Source organism: Mucilaginibacter sp. P4_A11 (genome assembly GCF_056402535.1).
In genome coordinates this window covers 32,039-53,973 of sequence record NZ_JBFUHE010000024.1, presented here as the reverse complement: position 1 = coordinate 53,973, position 21,935 = coordinate 32,039, and the positions used below count along the sequence as shown (strand labels likewise).

General features: G+C 42.1%; 19 protein-coding genes. 14 read left to right on the top strand and 5 right to left on the bottom strand.

What is annotated here, in order from left to right:
* Position 1: 1 nt before the first annotated feature.
* Entirely contained in the window at positions 2–1,318 is a 1,317-nt protein-coding gene (locus tag AC1DUD_RS29510) for a gluconate:H+ symporter (protein WP_477381261.1), read from the bottom strand.
* A gap of 376 nt (positions 1,319–1,694) precedes the next feature.
* Here AC1DUD_RS29510 and AC1DUD_RS29505 point away from each other — a divergent pair, with 376 nt between their 5' ends.
* A complete protein-coding gene (locus tag AC1DUD_RS29505; RefSeq protein ID WP_477381259.1) occupies positions 1,695–2,051 on the top strand; it encodes a response regulator in 357 nt (118 codons plus the stop codon).
* A 1,075-nt stretch (positions 2,052–3,126) separates the two neighbouring features.
* Positions 3,127–3,495 (top strand): response regulator, encoded by a 369-nt coding sequence (locus tag AC1DUD_RS29500; RefSeq protein ID WP_477381257.1) that lies wholly within the window; start codon positions 3,127–3,129, stop codon positions 3,493–3,495.
* A gap of 75 nt (positions 3,496–3,570) precedes the next feature.
* Here the strand turns inward: AC1DUD_RS29500 and AC1DUD_RS29495 are convergent, their stop codons facing one another.
* From AC1DUD_RS29495 to AC1DUD_RS29485, 3 genes are all read right to left on the bottom strand, one after another.
* On the bottom strand, positions 3,571–3,942 hold the full coding sequence (locus AC1DUD_RS29495; protein WP_121228302.1) for a hypothetical protein: 372 nt from the start codon (positions 3,940–3,942) through the stop codon (positions 3,571–3,573).
* Between the two features lie 72 nt (positions 3,943–4,014).
* Positions 4,015–4,521, bottom strand: coding sequence for a GbsR/MarR family transcriptional regulator (locus AC1DUD_RS29490; RefSeq protein ID WP_112567846.1), 507 nt, complete (start codon positions 4,519–4,521; stop codon positions 4,015–4,017).
* 191 nt (positions 4,522–4,712) lie between these two features.
* Positions 4,713–5,813 carry a DUF922 domain-containing protein gene (locus AC1DUD_RS29485; protein WP_477381255.1) on the bottom strand — a complete coding sequence of 367 codons (1,101 nt, stop codon included), beginning with the start codon at positions 5,811–5,813 and terminating at the stop codon, positions 4,713–4,715.
* Between the two features lie 271 nt (positions 5,814–6,084).
* Between AC1DUD_RS29485 and AC1DUD_RS29480 the strand changes: the two genes are divergently transcribed.
* From AC1DUD_RS29480 to AC1DUD_RS29440, 9 genes are all read left to right on the top strand, one after another.
* Positions 6,085–9,177 carry a tetratricopeptide repeat protein gene (locus AC1DUD_RS29480; RefSeq protein WP_477381253.1) on the top strand — a complete coding sequence of 1,031 codons (3,093 nt, stop codon included), beginning with the start codon at positions 6,085–6,087 and terminating at the stop codon, positions 9,175–9,177.
* Between the two features lie 28 nt (positions 9,178–9,205).
* A complete protein-coding gene (locus AC1DUD_RS29475) occupies positions 9,206–11,080 on the top strand; it encodes a hypothetical protein (RefSeq protein WP_477381251.1) in 1,875 nt (624 codons plus the stop codon).
* Between the two features lie 40 nt (positions 11,081–11,120).
* Positions 11,121–12,191, top strand: coding sequence for an HU domain-containing protein (locus AC1DUD_RS29470; protein WP_477381249.1), 1,071 nt, complete (start codon positions 11,121–11,123; stop codon positions 12,189–12,191).
* The gene (locus AC1DUD_RS29465; protein WP_121228312.1) at positions 12,188–12,901 is read left to right on the top strand and encodes a MotA/TolQ/ExbB proton channel family protein; all 714 of its coding nucleotides are present in this window, start codon (positions 12,188–12,190) and stop codon (positions 12,899–12,901) included. The genes AC1DUD_RS29470 and AC1DUD_RS29465 overlap by 4 nt, the downstream gene beginning before the upstream one ends.
* Complete coding sequence (locus AC1DUD_RS29460; protein ID WP_091219820.1) at positions 12,898–13,299, top strand: ExbD/TolR family protein; 402 nt, start codon at positions 12,898–12,900, stop codon at positions 13,297–13,299. The genes AC1DUD_RS29465 and AC1DUD_RS29460 overlap by 4 nt, the downstream gene beginning before the upstream one ends.
* Before the next feature lie 215 nt (positions 13,300–13,514).
* Positions 13,515–14,333 carry an energy transducer TonB family protein gene (locus tag AC1DUD_RS29455; protein WP_477381246.1) on the top strand — a complete coding sequence of 273 codons (819 nt, stop codon included), beginning with the start codon at positions 13,515–13,517 and terminating at the stop codon, positions 14,331–14,333.
* Positions 14,334–14,431: 98 nt separating this feature from the next.
* Complete coding sequence (locus AC1DUD_RS29450) at positions 14,432–15,748, top strand: bifunctional folylpolyglutamate synthase/dihydrofolate synthase (protein ID WP_477381244.1); 1,317 nt, start codon at positions 14,432–14,434, stop codon at positions 15,746–15,748.
* A gap of 149 nt (positions 15,749–15,897) precedes the next feature.
* Positions 15,898–16,890 carry an L-glyceraldehyde 3-phosphate reductase gene (gene mgrA, locus AC1DUD_RS29445; protein WP_477381242.1) on the top strand — a complete coding sequence of 331 codons (993 nt, stop codon included), beginning with the start codon at positions 15,898–15,900 and terminating at the stop codon, positions 16,888–16,890.
* Positions 16,891–17,062: 172 nt separating this feature from the next.
* Positions 17,063–18,040 carry a Gfo/Idh/MocA family protein gene (locus tag AC1DUD_RS29440; protein WP_477381240.1) on the top strand — a complete coding sequence of 326 codons (978 nt, stop codon included), beginning with the start codon at positions 17,063–17,065 and terminating at the stop codon, positions 18,038–18,040.
* Positions 18,041–18,114: 74 nt separating this feature from the next.
* On the opposite strand, the gene AC1DUD_RS29435 is transcribed toward AC1DUD_RS29440, so the two are convergent.
* The gene (locus AC1DUD_RS29435) at positions 18,115–18,291 is read right to left on the bottom strand and encodes a DUF6496 domain-containing protein (protein WP_477381238.1); all 177 of its coding nucleotides are present in this window, start codon (positions 18,289–18,291) and stop codon (positions 18,115–18,117) included.
* A 274-nt stretch (positions 18,292–18,565) separates the two neighbouring features.
* Between AC1DUD_RS29435 and AC1DUD_RS29430 the strand changes: the two genes are divergently transcribed.
* From AC1DUD_RS29430 to AC1DUD_RS29420, 3 genes are all read left to right on the top strand, one after another.
* Positions 18,566–19,660, top strand: a complete 1,095-nt coding sequence (locus tag AC1DUD_RS29430; protein ID WP_477381236.1) for an AI-2E family transporter — start codon at positions 18,566–18,568, stop codon at positions 19,658–19,660.
* 352 nt (positions 19,661–20,012) lie between these two features.
* The gene (locus AC1DUD_RS29425) at positions 20,013–20,975 is read left to right on the top strand and encodes an MBL fold metallo-hydrolase (RefSeq protein ID WP_477381234.1); all 963 of its coding nucleotides are present in this window, start codon (positions 20,013–20,015) and stop codon (positions 20,973–20,975) included.
* An 18-nt stretch (positions 20,976–20,993) separates the two neighbouring features.
* Complete coding sequence (locus AC1DUD_RS29420; protein WP_477381232.1) at positions 20,994–21,881, top strand: alpha/beta hydrolase; 888 nt, start codon at positions 20,994–20,996, stop codon at positions 21,879–21,881.
* Positions 21,882–21,935 lie beyond the last annotated feature (54 nt).

Genomic DNA, 21,935 nt, shown 5'->3' with positions numbered 1-21,935 from the left:
TTTATTTAACAAACATATTAATAACAGTTACACCTACAAGCCCAATAACAGAAACAAGCGTTTCCATTAACGACCAGGACTTGATGGTGTCCTTAATACTTAAATTAAAATACTCTTTATATAGCCAGAACCCCGAATCATTTACATGCGAAAACGCAAGGCTGCCCGCCCCGATCGAGAGCACCATCAAATTGGGATTAACATGATTTTGCAAAACCAGCGGCGCAACAATGCCCGCTGCCGTTAATCCGGCTACTGTTGCCGAACCTAAACTGACACGGATAATTGCGGCAATTACCCACCCCAGCAACAGAGGAGGCAAATTAAAAGACTGTAGCTGCGACGCTATCTGGCTGCTTACCCCACTGGCGGTTAAAACTTCTTTAAAAGCGCCTGAACCTGCTATGATCAATAATATCAGTGCTACATCTTTCACAGCATCGGTAAAACTTCCAGCCAGCATACCCATACTTTTACCTTGCTTTATACCTAAAGTATAAGTGGCAACCATAAGTGCTATCAACATAACAATTGACGGATCGCCAAGAAATGTAATAACCTTAGCCACGCCGGGATCCTTTATATTAAGGTATGGAAAAAACGCCGTAAGCATTAACAATAAAACGGGCAATAAGGCGGTAAAAAAGCTGTTGAACGCACCGGGCAATTTTTCTGTAGGCAACTCTTCGGCCCGGAAAGTAGCCAGCGGCTCTGATGGGATCTTTTTAAGAAACTGTGCAAACACCGGCCCCGCCAGTATAATGGCCGGAATAGCAATCAGGAGCCCGTAAATAAAGGTTGTGGCCATATTAGCATGAAATAAGGCCACTAATGCCGAGGGCGATGGATGCGGAGGCAAAAAGCCATGCGTTACCGATAGCGAGGCCAACATAGGTAGACCTATATAAACAGCCGGCAGCTTATATTTATAAACCACCGAAAATATAAGCGGAACCATAAGCACAAAGCCAATCCCATAAAACAACGGAATGCCTATAATAAACCCCGCGACAACCAGCGCCCACTGGATATACTTTTCGCCTACAGCATCAACAAGCACACCCGCTATTTTTTGCGCGGCCCCGCTTATAGCAACAAGTTTGCCCAGCATAGCACCCAGGCAAATAATAATGAGCAGCTGGCCTAAAATATCACCCATTCCTTTTTGCACCGAGGCTGTCACTTTATTAATAGGTATACCCAATAATAACCCGGCTACTATTGAAACGATCAGAAACGCAATGAAAGGATTTACTTTTACGAGGCTCACCAGCAAAACCAGTAGAACAATACAAAAAAAGATAGTTAACAGTACCATTAAATTATATGTTTATGTATGGCCAGTGGTATGTAACCTGAGTATTGGACACCCGCTGCTGCCAACTAAAGTAATAACAAAATTTGAGTTTCGGATTTTTAATGGTAAAAGCATTTAATTACTTTGATTTTATATTAAAACATTTAAGTAGCTTTAATGTATATTACATGCTAATAGATAAATTATTGAGTGTAACTAACTCACAACGTTTTGCTATTTAAGGGGCTGTTTCATTAATTTTATAAAAAATAGTTTTAATTTTGCATTAAAGTTTTATCCGATTAAGATTTAAGCCCAAACCATTATTTACAGGACACTGTATTTTTAACGAGCATACTTTAATACCTTTTCGGCATTTATTTCTTTCATTTTTATTATGGTAAAGCGTATTTTGGTATTGGATGACAATCAGGACATCCTTGATATTGTTCATGAAACCCTTACTTATGAACAATTTGAAGTTAGAAGCACGGCGATAAGTGCTGATGTGCTTCCGCTGCTTGAAAGTTTTGAACCTGATTTGGTTATTCTTGATTATCGTGTAGCTGGTACAAACGGTGGCGAGATTTGCCGCAGTATAAAAGTGCACCCCCGGTTTGGTAATACTCCGGTAATTATCTTTTCAGCTTACGTAAGTAACGAAAGTGAGCTTATTAGCTACGGTTGCGACGCAATAATCAACAAACCTTTTGATTTGACTGAACTTGTTGAAAAGGTCAACAACCTGCTTTAAAAACAACGCCATTTCCTTCCTCCGCAACCAAAATTGGCTTACCTCACCTTTACGTTAAAACTTTTAAACCTCAATTACAGACTTTTTTCCTGCGTGTTATAAATGGTGATTATTAATAAAATAAAAAAAACACTTAAAATGACACATACTTACAAATAAACCCAGTTTCCAAAGGTTTTTTTTTATAATTATCAATATTTTAACAACCTAAATGAAATATTGATAATTATATTAACTTTGTTTTATAAGTTAATACAAAACAAATTAGTTAAATACAATAACCCCTGATTGTATTATGGTACTATCGATAAACGAACAAGAAAAAGCGGAAATAAAAAAGGCCCCCGTGTGCCCCAGGTGTAAATCTGAACTTGACAACCGCGTACCCAGAGGCTTTTTCGTAAAAAAATTCCTGTTTTTCCTTCCTCTGAAAAGGTATATGTGCTACAGATGCCAACGCAAGCGGTATATCCTACGATAGCTTAATTTATTTTTTTTCATAAAAAGAAATTAATGCCTACTTAAAAGTATTTTTCTTCTATTTCTTCTCCACCGATAGCATAGATATTGTATTTTGGCTTCCTGTTATTTTAAAATTTGTGGAAGAAAACGAAGCCAGGTCAAGAAAAAAATATTTTTGTTCAAAATGCGGTGCCCCTTATCATTTCCAGATGCGAAGGAGTTGGTTTTTAAAAAACATTCTGTTTTTTATACCCGTAAGGAAATACTTTTGTGCGAAGTGTAAAAAGTCGGCCCTCGTTATTATAAAATAATGTACAATCCATCGTAACTTCTTTCAGAAGCTTGATGTTCTGTCCCTTTCAGCGTATAAACAATCCATTCTTATACAGCATCATTCCGCTGTTTTAGAACTCCGACCTCATTTGTATACAATAACATACCCGTAATATCCACATAACAATAGAATCTCCTTAAATAAAATCGAATAAAATAGCGATTGAGGCCTGAAATTGGTCAGCATAATACTTGGTATAGTAATTGCTTGAGATTGTGCGGTATTGGATAAGCAATATCGCACAAGTTTTTTGCCGATACATTTTTTAACACTTTACCTATGCGACGGATATTAGCGGTTGACGATGACAAAGACATTTTAGAAATAATAAAATATATCCTGGAAGAATCAGGTTATGAGGTTGACACCTTAGCAGAGGGTAAAAGCCTGTTCGACCGCGTGAAACAGCATGAACCCGATTTGATTTTGCTTGACATTATGCTTGGCAATTTAGATGGCCGTGAACTTTGCAGAACGCTTAAAACCCAACAGGAAACCAAAAATATACCTGTGATATTAATTTCGGCCAGCCATGATCCGGGCCGGCTTAACCAGGACGGATCTCCCGATGATTTTATTGCCAAGCCCTTTGATATTGATGTTTTATTAAACAGGATAAGCAACCAATTAAAACGTGCTGCTGCCTGATACACAATATCGCCCATAAAAAACGGGGCAGACAAATGTTTGCCTACCCCGCCAAATCAAAACAAAAACTAAAAATTAAGCACTTATATTAAATGCACTTTCCCGTTTAGCGCGGTTACGCAGCTTAAAGAAAATGACAAGGTTTAGGAAATGCATACCGCCCAATATTAAAATTATCCAGCCCACTTTATAGCTAAGTACTTCAACTACTACCTGCATATTGGCAATAGAGCCATACTCTTTAAGCGCCAGGCTCATATAGCCTATATTTACCAGGTAAAAGCCCACCACCAGCAGCTTGTTTACAGAATCGGCCAGTTCATTGTTGCCGTGAAAAATATCCACTAAAAAAATCCGCCCGTTTTTAAACAACACCTTGGCAACCCACACGGTTAATGCTATGCTTAGCAACAGGTAAATAACATAGGTTAAAATAAAGTAGTTCATGATGTTAAAGATTCAGTTATTATTAATTATTTAGAATTTTCAGTAAAAAATGAAATTTTGATATAAAAAAATTTATTTAAACACTTTCAGTATCGAACCAAAAAACCAGTTCTCTTCGGCTTTAAGCATGGTGTCCAATGTTTTATTTACGTTATTAGCCAGCTTGTTAATATCGGTAACCGTGGTTTTAAACGTTTTATAAGCCGGATCTTTTGCATCACCTTCAACTGCACCCAGCTGATCAAGTATTTTAATAATAGGTGTAAGCTCGCGCTTTTTACGTTCTTCGGCTACACGGCGGGCAATAGTCCACACATCTTTCTCGGCGTAAAAAAACTCTTTACGTTCGCCGGTTTTGTGTTGCTTTTCAACCAACCCCCAGTCAATCAAATCGCGCAGGGTCATGTTGGCATTACCGCGAGAGATGCTTAGCTCGGCCATTACCTCTTCGGTAGTTAAAGCTTCCGGCGAAATCATCAGCAAAGCATGGACCTGGGCCATGGTGCGGTTTATCCCCCACTCCGATCCCAGCTTACCCCACGCCTCAATGAACTTTAACTTTGCCTCTGCCAATTCCATGCACAAATATAAACAAGTTTTTAAACTTTCAAAAAAAAATGAAAATTTAAAATTAGAGGTTATTTTGATTATAACTTAGTCATACCTCCACGTCATTGCTTCGTACCTCGCAATGACGTGGAGGTGTAGGGCGGCCAAGCAAATCGCCTTGTAAAGTTCGCGATTGCTTCGTGCAATGACGGGTGGAGCCTCTAATCTCTCAACAACAACCCATCTACCTTCATATTCCATTCCCGCTGATAGTATTGGTTCGTGCCATGATTGGTTTCATTATCATATTGCTCCTGCAGTTGGTTCATTTCGCGGTACGAGTCGAGGTATTGTACATTAATATAGCCATCATAATTGTCGACCGGTAGTTTCATGGCCATAAGTGCCTGCTTAAAATGCCGGGCTACTATCGCTACAATATCGAAATGTCGTTGCTCGTGGTTGAGCGCGTAAGTGTTACGTTCCTCCGGTTTTACCCAGGCTGCACTTTTAGGCAAAAACACCCGCATACTTATCCTTACAACAATTACCGATTTTACGACATCTACCTTTTCGGTGTAGCCGAAACCAGGCAGCACCTCGGCAATGTATTTCCCGCCGCGGGCTTTATCCTGAAAGTCATTCCAGCTTAAGGGCCGCTTTGCCGAATAGTAGATGGTGTCGCCTTCGGGTTGTTCCGAATAATCGGTGAAAATTAGTTTTACTCCTTTAGCCAGTTTAATATTGATATCCGCTTCACGGTTTATCCATTTATTAAAAAAATCAAGGCCGGCCGTAAGCGCACGGCTTATCAGCACCCCGGTATCATATAGCTGCGTTGCGCTGCGGTAGTACGTTGTGGACGCGGGGTAGTCAATCAAATGAACGTTACCATCATCCTTTTTCAATTCAAACCATAAGTGTACTTCAAGTAGGCCTTCTACCCTGCCATCCGTCATAGCTGTTTCAGTAAGTTTTAGTTTTTTTATGCGGATACCTACCGGTCGCAGCGTTTTATTGACGGGGATCGCATAATCGGCAATTTTTTTTACCGCAACCGCTACTCCGCCTTGTAAATCAGCTTTATATTTCACAGCATCCAAATTATCGGGGGCAGGCAATAGCCAGGCTATGGCACTTCGGTCGGGCCGCTCATCAACAACATTGGCTATGTAAAACTCGCTTGCTTTTTCAGTTAACTGTTTGTTTGTTAAAACAATTTCGGCAGTTGTTTTTTGTGCATTAGAATTTAACGGACAAAACACAAGCATGTACAAAATCACCGGTAACCACAGTTCCGCCCTGTTAAAAACAATACTCATAACTGATAAAAATAAAAGACAGGGAACATTGCCCCCAGGTTATAATAGCGTTCAAAATACAAATAAATTGTACCATTGCACGCTTAATCATTACCTTTGAGCACCCTCCGCCGAAGCCCCGGTAATACTCAACAATTTTAAAGTTTTCCACACGGATATAATCTTAAGTATTACCTTCGTTAAAAGAAGTGTTATCCACAATTGTTAATTTCTAATGTGAAAAGCCTCTTTTTGGTTTAGCTATTTTCGCACTATCGTTAGTATGCGCTTTATGATCAAAACAAGATACATCACCCTGCTCATTCCCGTATTTTTATTCTCAGCTGCACGAGCCCAGCAAAATCCTTCCACTCAAATTTACCGCACCTATCACGCGGCTATCGACCTGATGGACAAGGGGAAATTTGCTTCGGCGGCCGAACAATTCCGTTTGGTTGAGGCTTACAAAATTAAAACAAGTACCCAGCCGCAGTTTGAAACTGAGCTATCGCTCACCAAAGAAAACTGCCAATATTACGAAGCATTCTGCGCCCTTAATCTGGGTAATGATGATGCCGAAAGCATGTTCCTTCGCTTTATAAAAGAACACCCTGAAAACCCGCTTACCAAGCAGGCTTTTTTCCAGATAGGTAAATCGTATTTTAAACAAGGTAAATATGAAGATGCTATTCGCTGGTTCAATAAAGTTGAGGCAGGCGAGCTTAACGGCCATGACAATACCGAATATAAATTCCGTAAAGGCTATGCCTACTTTGAATTAAAGGATTACAAGAACGCCCAATTGCTTTTTGGTGAGGTTAAAAATAAACGCACTGAGTTTACCGAGGACGCTACCTATTACTTTGCCTACATAGCTTACCTAAACAAGGACTATCACCTTGCTCTGGTAAACTTTGAAAAGCTTAAAAACTCTAAAAAATACGAAAACAGCTATCCTTATTATATCTCGGCTGTTTACTTTTTAGATAAACGTTACGATGATGTGATCAATTACGCTGTGCCTATTGTAAACAGCACCCATCAGCAAAACGAAACTGAAATGCTGCGCATCATTGCTGCATCATACTTTGCCAAGTCTGATTATGACAACGCGGTTAAATACTACGGTCGCTTTGAAGACCGCGACCAGGGCCGCACCCAAAATACGCAGGACAGCTACCAAATGGGTTATACCTATTTTAAAGTAGGCAACTACGCCAAAGCTGCCAGCGAACTGGAAAAACTGGTTGAACAGCACGATGTTTACAGCCAAAGCGGTAACTATACGCTGGGCGATGTGTTCCTAAAAATGAACAATAAACAGAGCGCCCGTAACGCGTTCCTTAATGCATCAAAACTTGATTACGATAAGCAATTGCAGGAGGATGCTCTTTACGAGTACGCCAAGTTATCATATGAGCTCGACTTTAACCTGCAGGCCTTAGGTGCTACAAGATTGTACTTAGCTACCTACCCGCGTTCAAAACGTATTGATGAAGTGAAGGTGCTATTAGCCGAAGAGTTATTGAACTCGCGCAGCTATAAAGAAGCGGTTGAGATATTAGAGCCAATCCCTAACAAAAATCAAAGTGCCCGTTTAGCTTATCAAAAGGTAACTTATTATCGTGGTTTAGAGTTTTATAATGAGCGCGCATTTGAGAATGCCATTGGTATTTTCCTTCGCTCATTAAAAGATCCGGTTGATAGTAAAACCGAAGCTTTAACTACCTACTGGATGGCAGAAGCCATGTTCGAGGTTCGTAAATACGGTGAATCAGTAGAGAATTTCGAGAAATTCCTGAGCATGCCTGAGGCTAAAGAAACCGATGTAGCCAATTATGCAAATTACGCTTTAGCTTACGCAGCCTTTGGCGACGAGCAGTATAAAAAAGCCGCTAATTACTTCGAGAAATTTTTACAGGGCGATGTAAAAGACGTAAACACTCAAAACGATGCGATAACCCGCCTGGCCGATAGCTACTTCGTTATGAAAAGCTATGGCAACGCCATGAACTACTACAACCGTATCATAGCCATGCACAACCAGGGCGAAGATTACGCCTTGTTTCAGCGTGGTATGATCCAGGGCTTACAGGGATCGTTAGATACCAAGATCAGTACCCTGAACGATGTGTTGAACAAGTTCCCTAACTCTGATTATGCTGATGATGCATCATTTGAGATAGCTTATACCTACTTCCTGAAAACGGATGGTGATAAAGCTAAAACCGATCTGAATGCCATGATCCAGAAATATCCGCGCAGCAGCTATATACCGCGTGCGCTGGTTACTATTGGTTTGATCGACTACAATGCAGGCAATGATGACCTTGCTGTTGAATCATTTAAAAAAGTGGTGCAGGATTATTCCTCAACCGATGAAGCTAAACAAGCTTTAAAACAGATCGAAAAGATCTACACTGATAAAGGTGATGCGCAAACATTCATCAACTATGCAGGTACTACTCCTATCGGTAACTATACCACATCCGACCAGGAAAGCATCATGATCACCGCCGCCAATAACCTTTATCTCAAAGGCGACTGGCAGGGTACAGTAAGCGGTGTTAATGCTTATTTTGATAAGTTCCCAAGCAAACAGATCTACGAAAAACAGGCACGCTTTATCCGAGCTCAAGGCCTGGCTAACTTAGGCCGTACAGAGGAAGCTGTTGTTGATTACAACGTGATCCTGAACGACTGGACAAGTGCCTACAGCGAGAAAGCACTGATCAGCATGGCTAAGCTATATATGCAGCAAAAGAAATATAATGAAGCGGTAGTGTTCCTGAAACGTTTGGAGACCAATGCCGAATACAAAGCTGATTATACCTTCGCCATCACTAACCTGATGTATTGCTACTCGGAAATGTTAATGACAGACGATGCCATCAAGTACGCCGAACTGGTTAAAACCAACGATAAAACATCGCAGGAAGATAAATTCAAAACCGGCCTGTACGAGGGTAAAGCTTACCTGGCAACCGGCGACACCGCCATTGCTATAAAACAGTTTACCTATACAGCAACCAATACTAAAACCGTTGCTGCAGCCGAAGCCCGTTACAACCTTGCCTTTATTGAATACGAAAAAGGCCGCTACAAAACGGCGCAAAAAATGTGTTTTGACCTGGCCAAGGAAATGCCAAACTATGATTACTGGGTAGCCAAAACATACATTTTATTGTCCGATACCTACGTAGGCTTAAAAGATACCTTCCAGGCAAAAGCTACCCTGCAAAGTATCATTGATAACTATAAAGCCGATGACGACATATTACCTACTGCTAAAGAAAAGCTGGATAAACTGAGCGGCCGCAAAACCAAAGCCCCTGCTGCAAGTACCAAGGAAACAACCCAGCCAGATACCACTAACAAACAGTAACAAAGAGTAATATAAAAAAAGACAAGCAATGAACTCAAGATACACATATACGCTGCTTACCTTATTAATAGCATTATACTTTGTTCCTGCCCAGGCACAAACAAAGAAATCTACCAAAAAAGCAACAGTAAAAACTGCCACTAAAAAGCCTGCCGCTAAACCGGCTCCAAAAAAGGCTGCGCCCAAACCTGTAACTAAAAAAACTGCCGACAGCAAAAGCTTAGGTGATGCTGCTGCAAAAGCAGTACAGGATACCACAAAAAAAGGAGGCGGCAACAATGCTAACACCTCTGCCAACGGTGGTAGCTTATCCGAAGAAATTGTAGTAACCACGGCTTATAAACCGGTACTGGCGGACGCCGTAAAGATCCGTCGTAACCCCGATTTGGAAGATAAAGTGCCTTTTAAAGCACCTTTAACCTATGCGCCGCTTGATAAACGCCAGGAACAAAATTCGGAGATCAGGCAGCTTGACCCAATGAAAAGGCCGGCAGAGCAGGATTCGGTTTTAACCAACAACTTTGCAAAGGTTGGCTTCGGTAACTTAAAAACTATTTATGGCGAAGGGTACTTTGCCAATGGCCGCGACCAGGCATTACAATTTGGTGGTTTTGTTAAACATTTATCTCAGTCGGGCTCGTTACAAAAACAAACTCAAAGCCGTGACGATGTTGGCGTATTTGGTAAAAGTATTATCGGCGATAATAACATATCGGGCAGAATAAACTACAACCGTTTAGGCACCTATTTTTACGGTTATAATGGGGATGCGCCCGACAACAGCTTTGTGCCAACCAAACAACACTTCAACACCATAAGCGGTGAGGTTGAGCTGGCCAAAAACTATAAAGATGTTGAAAACGATTTCACCTATGCCGTAAAACTAAAAGGTTATGCTTTCAGCAATGCTTACCAGGCCCGTGAAAACAATGTAGTTATCTCAGGCTTTTTAAACCAAACTGTTAAGCAGTTTTATGCGGGTTTAAGCGCCTCGTTAGACCTGGCCAGCCAGAAAGACAGCCTTTACAGTCTTGGCAATAACATTGCAAGGATTAACCCTTACATCAAATTTCAGGGCACTAACTATAAGATAGATGCAGGCGTTAACATTGTGAAAGAGTTTGGCGACTTTGGCAAGTTTTACATTTTCCCGGCAGCAAAGCTTGAGGTACAGGTAGTGCCTAAATATGTACGCCTGTTTGTTGAAGCCAAAGGAGATGTAAACCGTTCTTCACTGCACGATTTTGCCATGACCAACCCCTTCATCGGCCAAAACATCAACATCAAAAATTCGGTTGATCAGCTGGATATCAGTGCCGGTTTAAAAGGCACTCTGGCTCCCGGTTTGAGCTTTAAAGCCGCCATATATCGCAATAGCATTAAAAACATGCCTTTAATGGTGAGCAATTTCTTAGCCGAAGGCAACAAATTCACCGTTATTTATGATGATGGCAAAGCCCGCGTAAACGGCTTTAATGGTGAGCTGGATTTCAAAGCAACCGATGACTTTAATATTTTTGGCCGCGTTGAAATAAAAGACTATCAGCTGGCTTCAGAAAAAGAACCATGGAACCTGCCTAAATTTTTATTAACTGCAGGTACAGCAATACATATCGACAGTAAATTGACTGTTACCGGCTCGTTACTGATCCGCGGTGCAACTAATGACAGGTTATTGGTATTAGTACCAACCACTACACCGGGTGGCACTCCTGGTTATAACCAGGTAAAGCAGTCAATAAATGGCTTTGGCGACCTGAGCGGCAGCGTAGAATACAAGATCAACAGGAAGTTTTCGGTATTTGCGCAGGCTAATAATATCCTGAGCAGTTCATACCAAAATTGGCTATATTACCCTAACTACGGATTTAATATCTTTGGCGGCGTAGGATACTCGTTTTAAGCCCTGTTTGATGTTTTAAAATTAACTGTATTTTTACCGGATGGATATAGCCAATTATTTAAGCGAACTACTTGGCCGGTACACTGAAGTAAGTGTACCCGGCCTGGGCTGCTTTTCGCGCCTGCGTGTAAATGGCTATTATGATGAGGTGCAGGCAACTTTTTATCCGCCCGGTCAAAAGTTAAATTTTGATCATCAGCCTAAAGACGATGAGATCCTGACGCAATATATTGCCGAAAAGAAAAAGATTTCGCTGGCATCATCCAAGTATTTCACCGAAAAATACATTAACAGCCTTAAGCAGGAACTGGCGCTGCATGAAGTACCTTTTGCCCAATTAGGCTGGTTTTATATGCAGGAAGGCAAAGTTGCTTTCAGGCCGCAGGAACAGGCAGCCGGCAGCGACCCATTGTTTTTCGGGTTAACACCGGTTGCAATTAACAAGGTGAATTACGTACCACCTCCCCCACCGCCGCCGCCTTTACCTACTGCAATATCTTTGCAGCAAACCTATACCCCACCGCCGGTTACAACAACTGCGGTTAATGATCAGCCAGAATACATTGATGATGAGCCGGAAATTAAGCGTGGTGGAAGCATATGGATCATTATAGCATTGGTAATAGTTGCACTTGCTGCCGCGGTATTTGGAGTTTATAAATATAACCCGGCATTGCTGCACCTTAATGACAAGGACACAACCGAAGAACCACGGATTGAAAAGCCACGAGCGGTGCCTGCGGTTAAACCGGATAGTATAAAAAAAGACTCGATCCCTACTGTTGCTGATACCGCTAAGGCAATTTCCAAACCTGTTGAAGCGTTAAATAAACCGGCAGCCAAAACTGATACCGTAACAAAGCCAGAGTTCGCGATATTTTTAGGATCGTTTAAAACCGAAACTAAAAGCAAAGAGGCGGTTAAAGATTACCAAAGAAAAGGCATTGATGCCCGAATATTGAAAGGCCCGGGAACCGGTCCGCGTATCAAGATAATAATTGGGGGATTTTCCTCATCTGATGAAGCAGAAACCGCGAGAAAAAAACTCGTATCACAAGGAAAAATAACTAAAGACACATACTCAAAACAAATTACTGATTCCACGAAATGACTTTATTATTAATACAGCAACTTACAGATACCGCCAAGCACCTGGCAGATACCGCAAACCACGCCGTAACAACTGCAGCCCTGCCAACTGAAGAACTTCGCTTTGGCGACCTGCTGATCAAAGGTGGCTGGGTAATGATCCCGATAGGCATCTTAGCTGTACTGGGGCTGGTAATATTTTTTGAACGTTACTTTACTATCCGTAAAGCATCACGTGACGAATCAAATCTGATGGTACAGGTTCGGTCAAGCATCCACTCAGGTAACCTCGAATCGGCCATTGCTATTTGCCGTAACAACAATACCCCCCTTGGCCGCATGCTGCAAAAAGGTTTATTGCGAATTGGCAGGCCTATAAAAGATATTGAAGGTGCTATTGAGAACGTTGGTAAGCTTGAAGTATCCAAACTGGAAAAAAACATTGGTATTTTAGGTATTGTAGCCGGTATCGCGCCAATGTTTGGGTTCCTGGGTACCATTGCGGGTGTAATCAAGATCTTTTATGATATCTCAAAAACAGATAACATAAGCATGGGTGTAATTTCGGGCGGTTTATACGTAAAAATGGTAACATCTGCCGCCGGTTTATTTGTTGGTATCGTTGCCTATGTATGCTACCATGTTTTAAATATGATGGTTGATAAGGTGATCCTGAAACTGGAAACCGATGCTATTGAATTTATTGACCTGTTAGAGGAGCCGAGCAAATGAATTTAAGAAAACGACACAGGGGTGCATCGGCAGAGGTACATACATCGGCAATGAACGATATTATGTTCTTTCTGTTGCTGTTTTTCCTCATAGCTTCAACGGTTACCAACCCTAACGTTATTAAGCTGGTGCTGCCTAAATCATCAACGGGGCAGTCTGTATCTAAAAAAACGATAACGGTATCAGTAACCAAAGATCTTAAGTACTACGTTGATAAAAAAGAGATCCCGGTAGATGCCCTGCAGACCACACTGGCAGGCTATAAAAACCTGGCTACAGAACTTACCATAGTTTTGTATGTTGATAAAACAGTAGCTATACAGGATGTAGTACAGGTAATGGACGTGGCACAAAAATTGAATATTAAACTGGTTTTGGCAACAGAGCCTAAGGGATAACAGTGGCAGTTGCAGTTTAAAGTTTGCAGGAGCTTATTGCAGTAATTTACTGTGATCAATAAACAAACTGCCACTTATTTATAAAAGTAGGCAGTTGGCAGTTTTGAGTAGGCAGTTAATACTTAATGCTAAACTTAATAACTTTGCCAGCTGCAATAATATAAAATAACTGCAACTGCTTACTGCAAATTAAGCAAACTGCAAACTGAACAAAAATGGAGTACAGGGAAGAAAATAACTATCCGAAAGCATTTATAGCAACAGGCATTATTATGACTGTGCTGATAGCGGCATGTTATTTTATTGTGTTTAAAAATCCGCCGGTTGAAGAGAACGGAACAGGCGGTATCCTTGTGAACTATGGTACGGTTGATGAAGGTATGGGCGATGACTATATGAGCACGGAAGAACCATCTGTAGCCGAAAAAGCCAACCACACCAAACCAGATAAAGTTACCGAAGCCAAACCTACTGAAGAAAAGCCCACGCCCGAAAGCAGCGAAAAAACGGTCGTTACGCAAAATACCGAAGACGCCCCTGAAGTGGCAGCCCCAACAAAAAAGCCAAGTCAAAATGTAGCTCCTACCCCGCCCGTGAAAACACCGCCGGCCAAACCCAGTGTCAACCAAAACGCGTTGTACAAAGGCAAAGCCTCAACCGGTACCGGTGAAGGCGATGGCACAGGCAAAGTTCCGGGTAACCAGGGTAAAACTACAGGTACTACGCTTACCAATAACTATAACGGAACAGGATCAGGCAACGGCGGTAGCCTGAACATGGCACAGCGTAACTTTGTAAGCCGTCCGTCGGTAACTGATGCCAACCGTCAAAGCGGTAAAATTGTAGTTGACATCAGGGTTGATAAAGATGGTAACGTAACTTATGCACGTGCCGGTGCCCGCGGTACCACCATATCCGATGATGCATTGCTTCAGAAATGTGAGGATGCTGTACGCAATTCCAAATTAAACCCGCTCGATAACGCACCTGATCAACAGCAGGGAACGGTAGTTTTTGTATTTAAGGTAAATTAAGTTCAGTTTGCAGTTTTTAGGTTTGCAGTTAGCATACCCAAATTGATAGCTTTGCATAGGCGACTGCCTACTGCAAACAGGCAACTGCAAACTGCTAAATGAACTACAACGAAACCCTCCAATACCTATACACTCAGCTCCCCATGTTTACGCGTGACGGGGCTTCGGCATTTAAAAAAGATCTTACTAATACGCTTGAACTTTGCAGGCGACTGGATAATCCTCAGCATAAATTTAAAAGTGTACATGTAGGTGGCACCAATGGTAAAGGATCAACATCGCACATGCTGGCTGCTGTTTTGCAAACAGCTGGTTATAAAACAGGGCTTTATACTTCTCCCCATCTTAAAGATTTCCGCGAGCGCATCCGCGTTAACGGGCAAATGATTAGCGAGCAAACGGTAATTGATTTTGTTGAGGATCATAAGGCAGATTTTGATGAAATAGCTCCCTCCTTTTTTGAGATGACCGTAGCGCTGGCCTTTGATGTTTTTGCAAAGGAAAAGGTAGATATAGCCATAATTGAGGTAGGTTTAGGTGGCAGGCTGGATTCAACCAATGTGATCACCCCGCTCCTTTCAGTAATTACAAACATAGGCTGGGACCATATGAATATGCTGGGTAACACCCTCCCGCTTATTGCCGGCGAAAAAGCAGGAATTATTAAACCGGGCATTCCTGTTGTTATCGGAGAGAAACAGACATTAGTTGCTGATGTTTTTATTGAAAAAGCAAACGAAACTAATAGTAAGCTCCGGTTTGCATCTGAAGAGTGGATTGTTTCAAGTCCGGAGGACGGAAAGTCCGAAAGTCCGAAAAAAAAAGCAGGATTACTTGATATTGTTGTACAAAGAATCTCACCCGGACTTACGGACTTACGGACTTACGGACTTGACTTAACAGGAACCTATCAGCTTAAAAATGTAAAAACTATACTATCTGCCGTTGATGAACTACGGGAACAGGCTTTTATAATTTCTGATGATCATATTCAAACAGCCCTCAAACAGGTAAAAACCCTCACCGGCTTACATGGTCGCTGGGAAACTTTAAGCCATGATCCACTTACTATTTGCGATACAGGGCATAATCCGGATGGGATTGAGGAAGTAATGAAAAACATCGAATCTGTCAAATACAAGCACCTGCATATGGTGATCGGGATGGTGAACGACAAGGATACCGGAAAGGTATTACCGATGTTTCCGAAAGATGCTACATACTACTTCTGCAAACCTGATATCCCCCGAGGGCTTGACGCGGAGGTCATGAAAGCCCAGGCAGAAGCTCATGGTTTAATTGGTGAAGCTTATTCATCGGTAAAAGAAGCGCTGCTCTCGGCACAAAAAAACGCAGGCAGCGATGATCTTGTATTTGTTGGCGGGAGTACTTTTGTGGTGGCAGAGGTTGTCTGAATCAGAATTTATAGAATTTTATGATTTTCAGAATTTTATAGACACTTTACAAATATTGAGTCATCTTTTTTACAATAAAAACATTCTGTAAATTCTTAAATTCTGTAAATTCTGATCTATTTTTACTTCCCCAATCCCTACCTTAAAATATGACATACACCGCATCTGCCAACAGGTATCAAACTATGCAATACCGTCGCTGTGGCAACAGTGGCATCAAACTTCCGGCTATTTCACTGGGCCTTTGGCACAATTTCGGTCACGTTGACGTTGCCGATAATTACCGCAAGATATTACATCTCGCATTTGACAGCGGGATCACCCACTTTGATTTGGCAAATAACTACGGTCCGCCTCCGGGCTCGGCTGAGGAAAACTTTGGAAAGATCCTGAGAGAGGATTTTCGCGATTACCGTAACGAGCTCATCATATCAAGCAAGGCCGGCTATACCATGTGGCCGGGCCCTTATGGCGACTGGGGGTCAAAGAAATACCTGGTATCCAGCCTTGATCAAAGCCTTAAACGTATGGGACTTGAGTACGTAGATATCTTTTATCACCATCGCCCTGATCCAAACACGCCGCTCGAAGAAACGATGGCTGCCTTGGATCTTATCGTTCGCCAGGGAAAAGCGTTATATGTTGGGATTTCCAACTATCCCGCCGAACTGGCTTCAAAAGCTATCAAGATACTTAAAGATCTCGGCACCCCTTGTCTAATTCATCAGCCCAAGTATTCCATGTTTGAGCGCTGGGTTGAAGGCGGTTTACTGAATGTTTTAGGTAATGAAGGTGTTGGTTGCATCCCCTTTTCTCCCTTAGCCCAGGGTTTGCTGACTGATAAATACCTGCATGGCATCCCCGAAGATTCAAGAGCGGCAAGGCCAACCGGCTTTCTGCAAAAAAGCCACATCACTGATGAACGCCTGAGCCAGATCAGGGACCTGAACAGCCTGGCCGTACAGCGCGGTCAGTCGCTGGCGCAAATGGCACTGGCCTGGATCCTGAAAGATGAACGCGTAACATCGGTATTGATAGGCGCCAGCAGACCGGAACAATTATCTGATTCACTAAAAGCGCTAGATAATCTGCAGTTTTCGGCAGAAGAGTTAGCGAGGGTTGAGGAAATTTTGGCCCCTTAACTGTGCCTATCTTGTCCCCATCAAGGTCTCTCGCAGAGGACCCTGATGCTGATAATTATCTTATGATCAACTTTAACTCGAATTTAATTCAACTATAAAATATGGCGGATACCTAAGGGCCCTCTGCGAGAGACCCTGAGGGAACGACTGATTTCACGGAAAAAAAGCTAATATGAGCACAATAAACTGGGGTATTATAGGCTGCGGCAACGTAACAGAAAAAAAAAGCGGACCGGCATTTAAAAAAGTAACAGGAAGTAACCTTGTGGCCGTTATGCGCCGCGATGCAGAAAAGGCGGCCGATTATGCTGCCCGCCATGGCGTAGGCAAATGGTACAGCGATGCCGATGAACTGCTGGGCGATCCCGAGCTCAACGCCGTTTATATAGCTACCCCTCCGGCTTCTCACCTCGATTACGCGATTGCAGCCTTAAAAAAGGGGCTCAATGTTTACGTTGAAAAACCGGTAACCCGCAATTCGGCCGAGGCAAAAGCTATGGCAGCAGCTGTAAAGGCAGGCACTTCAAAACTTACGGTTGCTCATTATCGCCGGGCGTTACCGATGTTTTTGAAGGTTAAAGAGTTGATTGATACCGAACTGATAGGCGAGATCCGAACCGTACAGATCAGGATGTGGCAAAGCCGTAAACCTGCCCTTATTGCCGATGTGGAAACCAACTGGCGTGTACTGCCCGAGCTATCAGGCGGCGGTTATTTTCATGATCTTGCACCTCATCAGCTTGATCTGATGCTTTATTATTTCGGTGAGCCCAAAATGTGCCATGGGTTTTCGCTCAACCAATCAAACACAACACCTGCCGACGATCACGTTTGCGGGCAGATCCTGTTTAAAAACAAGGTAGTAGTTAATGGCTCCTGGTGCTTCAATGTAGCCGAAAGCGAAACGATCGATACCTGCGAGATCATCGGTACAAAAGGAAAAATAACTTTTCCCTTTTTTGGCAATTACATAACCTGGAAAACTGATACAGAAGAAGAAACTATAACGTTTACACACCCCGAACATATCCAGCAGCCTTTTATAACCAAAATAGTGGCTTACTTTAAAGGCGAAGGGCCAAACCCCTGCCCAATTGAGGAAGCAGTAACGCTGATGGATATCATCGACGCATTCACGTTAAAAAAATAAGATATCAAATTCGCCCCTGTCGAAGCACATGTATTGAGTTTCTACAAGGGGCGATTTTTTCTGGTCACAATTTATCAGCCTTTCTTTTTGGGTACTTTGGCCCCTTCTTTCCGTGCTTCGGAAAGCCCTATTGCTATTGCCTGCTTTTTACTGGTTACTTTTTTACCGCTGCCGCTTTTCAGCTTCCCTTCTTTCATTTCGTGAATGGTTTTCTCAACCTTTTCACCGGCTTTTTCTGAATACTTTGCCATAATGTTACTTTCAAAGTAAATGATATTATTACAATGCAAAATATTTGCCAAACATAAACAAGCGGCAGTTTTAATAGGCACAGTGGCAGGAGCGAGCGGCAGTTTGTTGTCAATTTATTCTACTTAAAACTGCAGCCGCTGCTAAATCTGGCAGTATCGATAAACTAAATGTTTCGTATTTTTCACCCGATCTGTTTCCAATTATTACTTATCTTCAAAACATCTGAAATCATTACGTGTTAAGCCATCATAAAATACCCCAACACTTGCCCATATGCCAACAAAAAAACTCATAGCTCCTTTTTACGAACGTCTTGCTTTAGTACTTATTGGCTTTATAGCCCTCGGGTACCTGATTATCTTGGGTAAAGACCTTCTTGATCCAATGATCTTCGGTTTCATATTCGCTATTCTGCTGCTGCCTGTTTGTAATTTTCTTGAAAGCAAGCTAAGGCTGCCCCGCAGCATGGCATCGCTGGTTTCCATATTATTATTGATTGGTGTTATTGGGGGAATCCTGTATCTGGTAGGGTCACAGATCTCGAACATGGCTAATGACTGGCCTATGCTTCAAAAACAGGTTAAGCAATCAATACAGGATTTGCAGCAATGGATCCAGCATGCTTTTCATGTTAACGCAGCCAAACAAATGGCCTATGTTGACGATACAGCAAAAAAACTGATGGAATCAGGTACAGATGTGTTGGGCACAACTTTCGGCGCGATTTCGTCGCTTATGTTGTTTTACGTGTTTATATTGATCTTTACCTTTTTCATCCTGCTATACAGGCGTTTACTTATCCGTTTTATAGTATGGGTTTTCAGAGATGAAAATGAGCATGTGGTAATGGATATTGTTGAAAATATTCAAAGCATCTTAAGGCAATACATATTAGGTCTGCTGCTGGAGATGGTCATAGTCGCCGGTGTAGCCATTACTGTTTTTTGGATGATCGGTATTAAATATGCTGCATTGCTGGGCATTATCGTGGGACTTTTCAACATCATTCCGTACATCGGCATTTTCACTGCATTGCTATTAAGTACTGTGATAACTTTTGCTACCGGCAGTATCAGCAATACCATTGCAGTAGCCGTGAGCGTTATCGGCATCCACGCTGTCGACGCTAACTTTTTGCTGCCTACCATAGTTGGTTCGAAGGTTAGGCTCAATGCACTCATCTCGTTTATAGGCATAATTTTGGGCGAAATGATCTGGGGGCTTTCGGGCATGTTTCTTTCTATTCCTGTTATTGCCATATTCAAGATCATATTTGACCGCATTGAAACGCTTAAACCATGGGGGTATTTGTTAGGCGGAGATTACGAGTATAAAAAATCGGCTGCTAAGGCTATGAAAACCGAATAATTTTTTCAAAAAGGGGCTAACCAAAATCTGTAAACTTTCGTTTAAGTAAACTAAACTTTTAATTTTACAGAAAACTATTGATACCCCCTAACAATGGAAATTGTAAGAGACACACCACGCGCTGTTCACCGGTGTAAAAAATGTAATGAGCCCTTAAAAACCAGGCGTAAGCGCAGCCTGTTATTAAAAGCCACTCTATTTTGGCTTCCGATCAGGAAATTCTTCTGTGAACGGTGCCTTAAAACACGTTACGTAATGTAAGTGTTTATAAAAACAGGCAGCATTTTACTTTGATTATTTAGGCATATCCTTAATTTAGTACCGTAGCATATTAAAGCTAAGTCTGCCTAAAATGAACCTCCAGCGTAAATTACTGCCGTTTTTATATATTTTCCTGTTTCCTTTAATTGCTTTAGCGCAAGGCTCAAAGGGCACGGCTTTCAGATTGGTGCCTTTAGGTGTATTGGGCGGCATTGATGAAAGTAACCTATCGGCCTATATGCTTGCTCCCGCCGGCAGCAATAATTATATTTGCCTTGACGCGGGCACACTACATTACGGTATTGAAAAAGCAGTGGCCAATAAAAGCGTTAATGTGCCCGCAAGCGTTGTACTCAGGCAATATATTAAAGGTTATTTCATATCACACTCGCACCTTGACCATATCGCAGGGCTTATTATCAACTCGCCGGAAGATAGTACCAAAAACATCTATGCGCTTAATGATTGCATCGAAACCATAAAAACCCATTATTTTACCTGGAAAAGCTGGGCCAACTTTGCCGATCAGGGCGAGACACCGGCCCTAAAAAAGTATCACTATAAAGTATTGGACCCCGGCGCTGAAACCGCTATCGAAAATACCGAACTTAAAGTAAAGGCTTTCCCGCTTAGTCATTCCAATTTAACGAGTACTGCCTTTTTGGTGAACAGTAATGATAACTATTTGCTTTACCTGGGCGATACCGGGCCGGATGAAATAGAAAAAAGCAGCAATATGCAAAACCTGTGGCAGGCTGTTGCTCCGTTGGTAAAAGGCAAAAAGCTGAAAGCTATTTTAATAGAGGTATCCTTCCCTAATGAGCAACCGGACAAAACGCTGTTTGGTCATCTTACACCGAAATGGCTAATGACCGAAATGGACAAACTGGCTTCTTTTACCGGTACCGATGCTGTTAAAGGCTTAAACATTGTAGTAACACATTTGAAGCCTCCTGCAACCAGTATCAGCAAAATTAAAGTTCAGTTAAAGAAAGCTAATAAATTACAGTTAAACCTAATTTACCCGCAACAGGGCAAAGCACTTAATTTTTAAACCTGAAAAATCTGCACTATGAAAATATTAAAACCTGTTTTTTTATTCCTGCTGCTGATAAGCAGTTTCAGCTCGTTTGCACAATTGCAAGGCAAGGTGCTTGAAGAGCAAAATGTAAAAAGCAAAATTTTAAAGCGTTACGTAAACTACGCTGTTTACCTCCCTGCCGATTATGAAACAGCCAATCGCACTTACCCTGTTGTTTACCTGCTGCACGGTTACTCCGACAATCATACCGGCTGGCTGCAATTTGGAGAAGTTAACCGCTATGCAGATAAAGCCATTGCAGATGGAACTATCCCCCCCATGATCATTGTAATGCCCAATGCTGATTCAAGCTGGTACATCAACTCGTACGATGACAAGGAGAAATATGAAGATTTTTTTATTAAAGAGTTTATGCCACATATTGAAAAGGCCTATCGCATTAAGGCCGAAAAAAAATACCGCGGTATAGCAGGCCTTTCAATGGGTGGTTATGGAACGCTGGTCTACACGCTTAAACACCCCGACCTGTTTGCAGCCGGCGCGGCTTTAAGCGCTGCTGTATTTCCTGACGATCAGCTTATTGGCACTCCTGATGACACCTATGACAAGATATTCGCGCAGCTTTACGGACGTGGTTTAAAGGGTAAAGACAGGGTGAACAGTGCATGGCAAAGCAATTCGGTTTTAAACCTGGTACAAACCAAAACTACCGATGAGCTAAAATCTGTAAGGTACTGGATAGATTGCGGTGACGACGATTTTCTGAGTAAAGGCAACTGCCTCCTGCACATCGCCCTTACCGAAAAAAATGTACCGCATGAGTTCCGCGTGCGTGACGGGGCACACACCTGGACTTACTGGCGCACCGGTATTACCAATGCCCTGCAATTTATTGGCGACAGTTTCAGGCAGAAGTAGTTTTTGGATGTGCAGATTTCAGATGTGCAGATATGCAAATGATAATTTGATTGA

Bases quoted from the DNA above. Each gene is read 5' to 3' on its own strand.
- AC1DUD_RS29510 (WP_477381261.1), bottom strand. From the start codon at position 1,318: ATGGTACTGTTAACTATCTTTTTTTGTATTGTTCTACTGGTTTTGCTG.
- AC1DUD_RS29505 (WP_477381259.1), top strand. From the start codon at position 1,695: ATGGTAAAGCGTATTTTGGTATTGGATGACAATCAGGACATCCTTGAT.
- AC1DUD_RS29500 (WP_477381257.1), top strand. From the start codon at position 3,127: ATGCGACGGATATTAGCGGTTGACGATGACAAAGACATTTTAGAAATA.
- AC1DUD_RS29495 (WP_121228302.1), bottom strand. From the start codon at position 3,942: ATGAACTACTTTATTTTAACCTATGTTATTTACCTGTTGCTAAGCATA.
- AC1DUD_RS29490 (WP_112567846.1), bottom strand. From the start codon at position 4,521: ATGGAATTGGCAGAGGCAAAGTTAAAGTTCATTGAGGCGTGGGGTAAG.
- AC1DUD_RS29485 (WP_477381255.1), bottom strand. From the start codon at position 5,813: ATGAGTATTGTTTTTAACAGGGCGGAACTGTGGTTACCGGTGATTTTG.
- AC1DUD_RS29480 (WP_477381253.1), top strand. From the start codon at position 6,085: ATGATCAAAACAAGATACATCACCCTGCTCATTCCCGTATTTTTATTC.
- AC1DUD_RS29475 (WP_477381251.1), top strand. From the start codon at position 9,206: ATGAACTCAAGATACACATATACGCTGCTTACCTTATTAATAGCATTA.
- AC1DUD_RS29470 (WP_477381249.1), top strand. From the start codon at position 11,121: ATGGATATAGCCAATTATTTAAGCGAACTACTTGGCCGGTACACTGAA.
- AC1DUD_RS29465 (WP_121228312.1), top strand. From the start codon at position 12,188: ATGACTTTATTATTAATACAGCAACTTACAGATACCGCCAAGCACCTG.
- AC1DUD_RS29460 (WP_091219820.1), top strand. From the start codon at position 12,898: ATGAATTTAAGAAAACGACACAGGGGTGCATCGGCAGAGGTACATACA.
- AC1DUD_RS29455 (WP_477381246.1), top strand. From the start codon at position 13,515: ATGGAGTACAGGGAAGAAAATAACTATCCGAAAGCATTTATAGCAACA.
- AC1DUD_RS29450 (WP_477381244.1), top strand. From the start codon at position 14,432: ATGAACTACAACGAAACCCTCCAATACCTATACACTCAGCTCCCCATG.
- mgrA (WP_477381242.1), top strand. From the start codon at position 15,898: ATGACATACACCGCATCTGCCAACAGGTATCAAACTATGCAATACCGT.
- AC1DUD_RS29440 (WP_477381240.1), top strand. From the start codon at position 17,063: ATGAGCACAATAAACTGGGGTATTATAGGCTGCGGCAACGTAACAGAA.
- AC1DUD_RS29435 (WP_477381238.1), bottom strand. From the start codon at position 18,291: ATGGCAAAGTATTCAGAAAAAGCCGGTGAAAAGGTTGAGAAAACCATT.
- AC1DUD_RS29430 (WP_477381236.1), top strand. From the start codon at position 18,566: ATGCCAACAAAAAAACTCATAGCTCCTTTTTACGAACGTCTTGCTTTA.
- AC1DUD_RS29425 (WP_477381234.1), top strand. From the start codon at position 20,013: ATGAACCTCCAGCGTAAATTACTGCCGTTTTTATATATTTTCCTGTTT.
- AC1DUD_RS29420 (WP_477381232.1), top strand. From the start codon at position 20,994: ATGAAAATATTAAAACCTGTTTTTTTATTCCTGCTGCTGATAAGCAGT.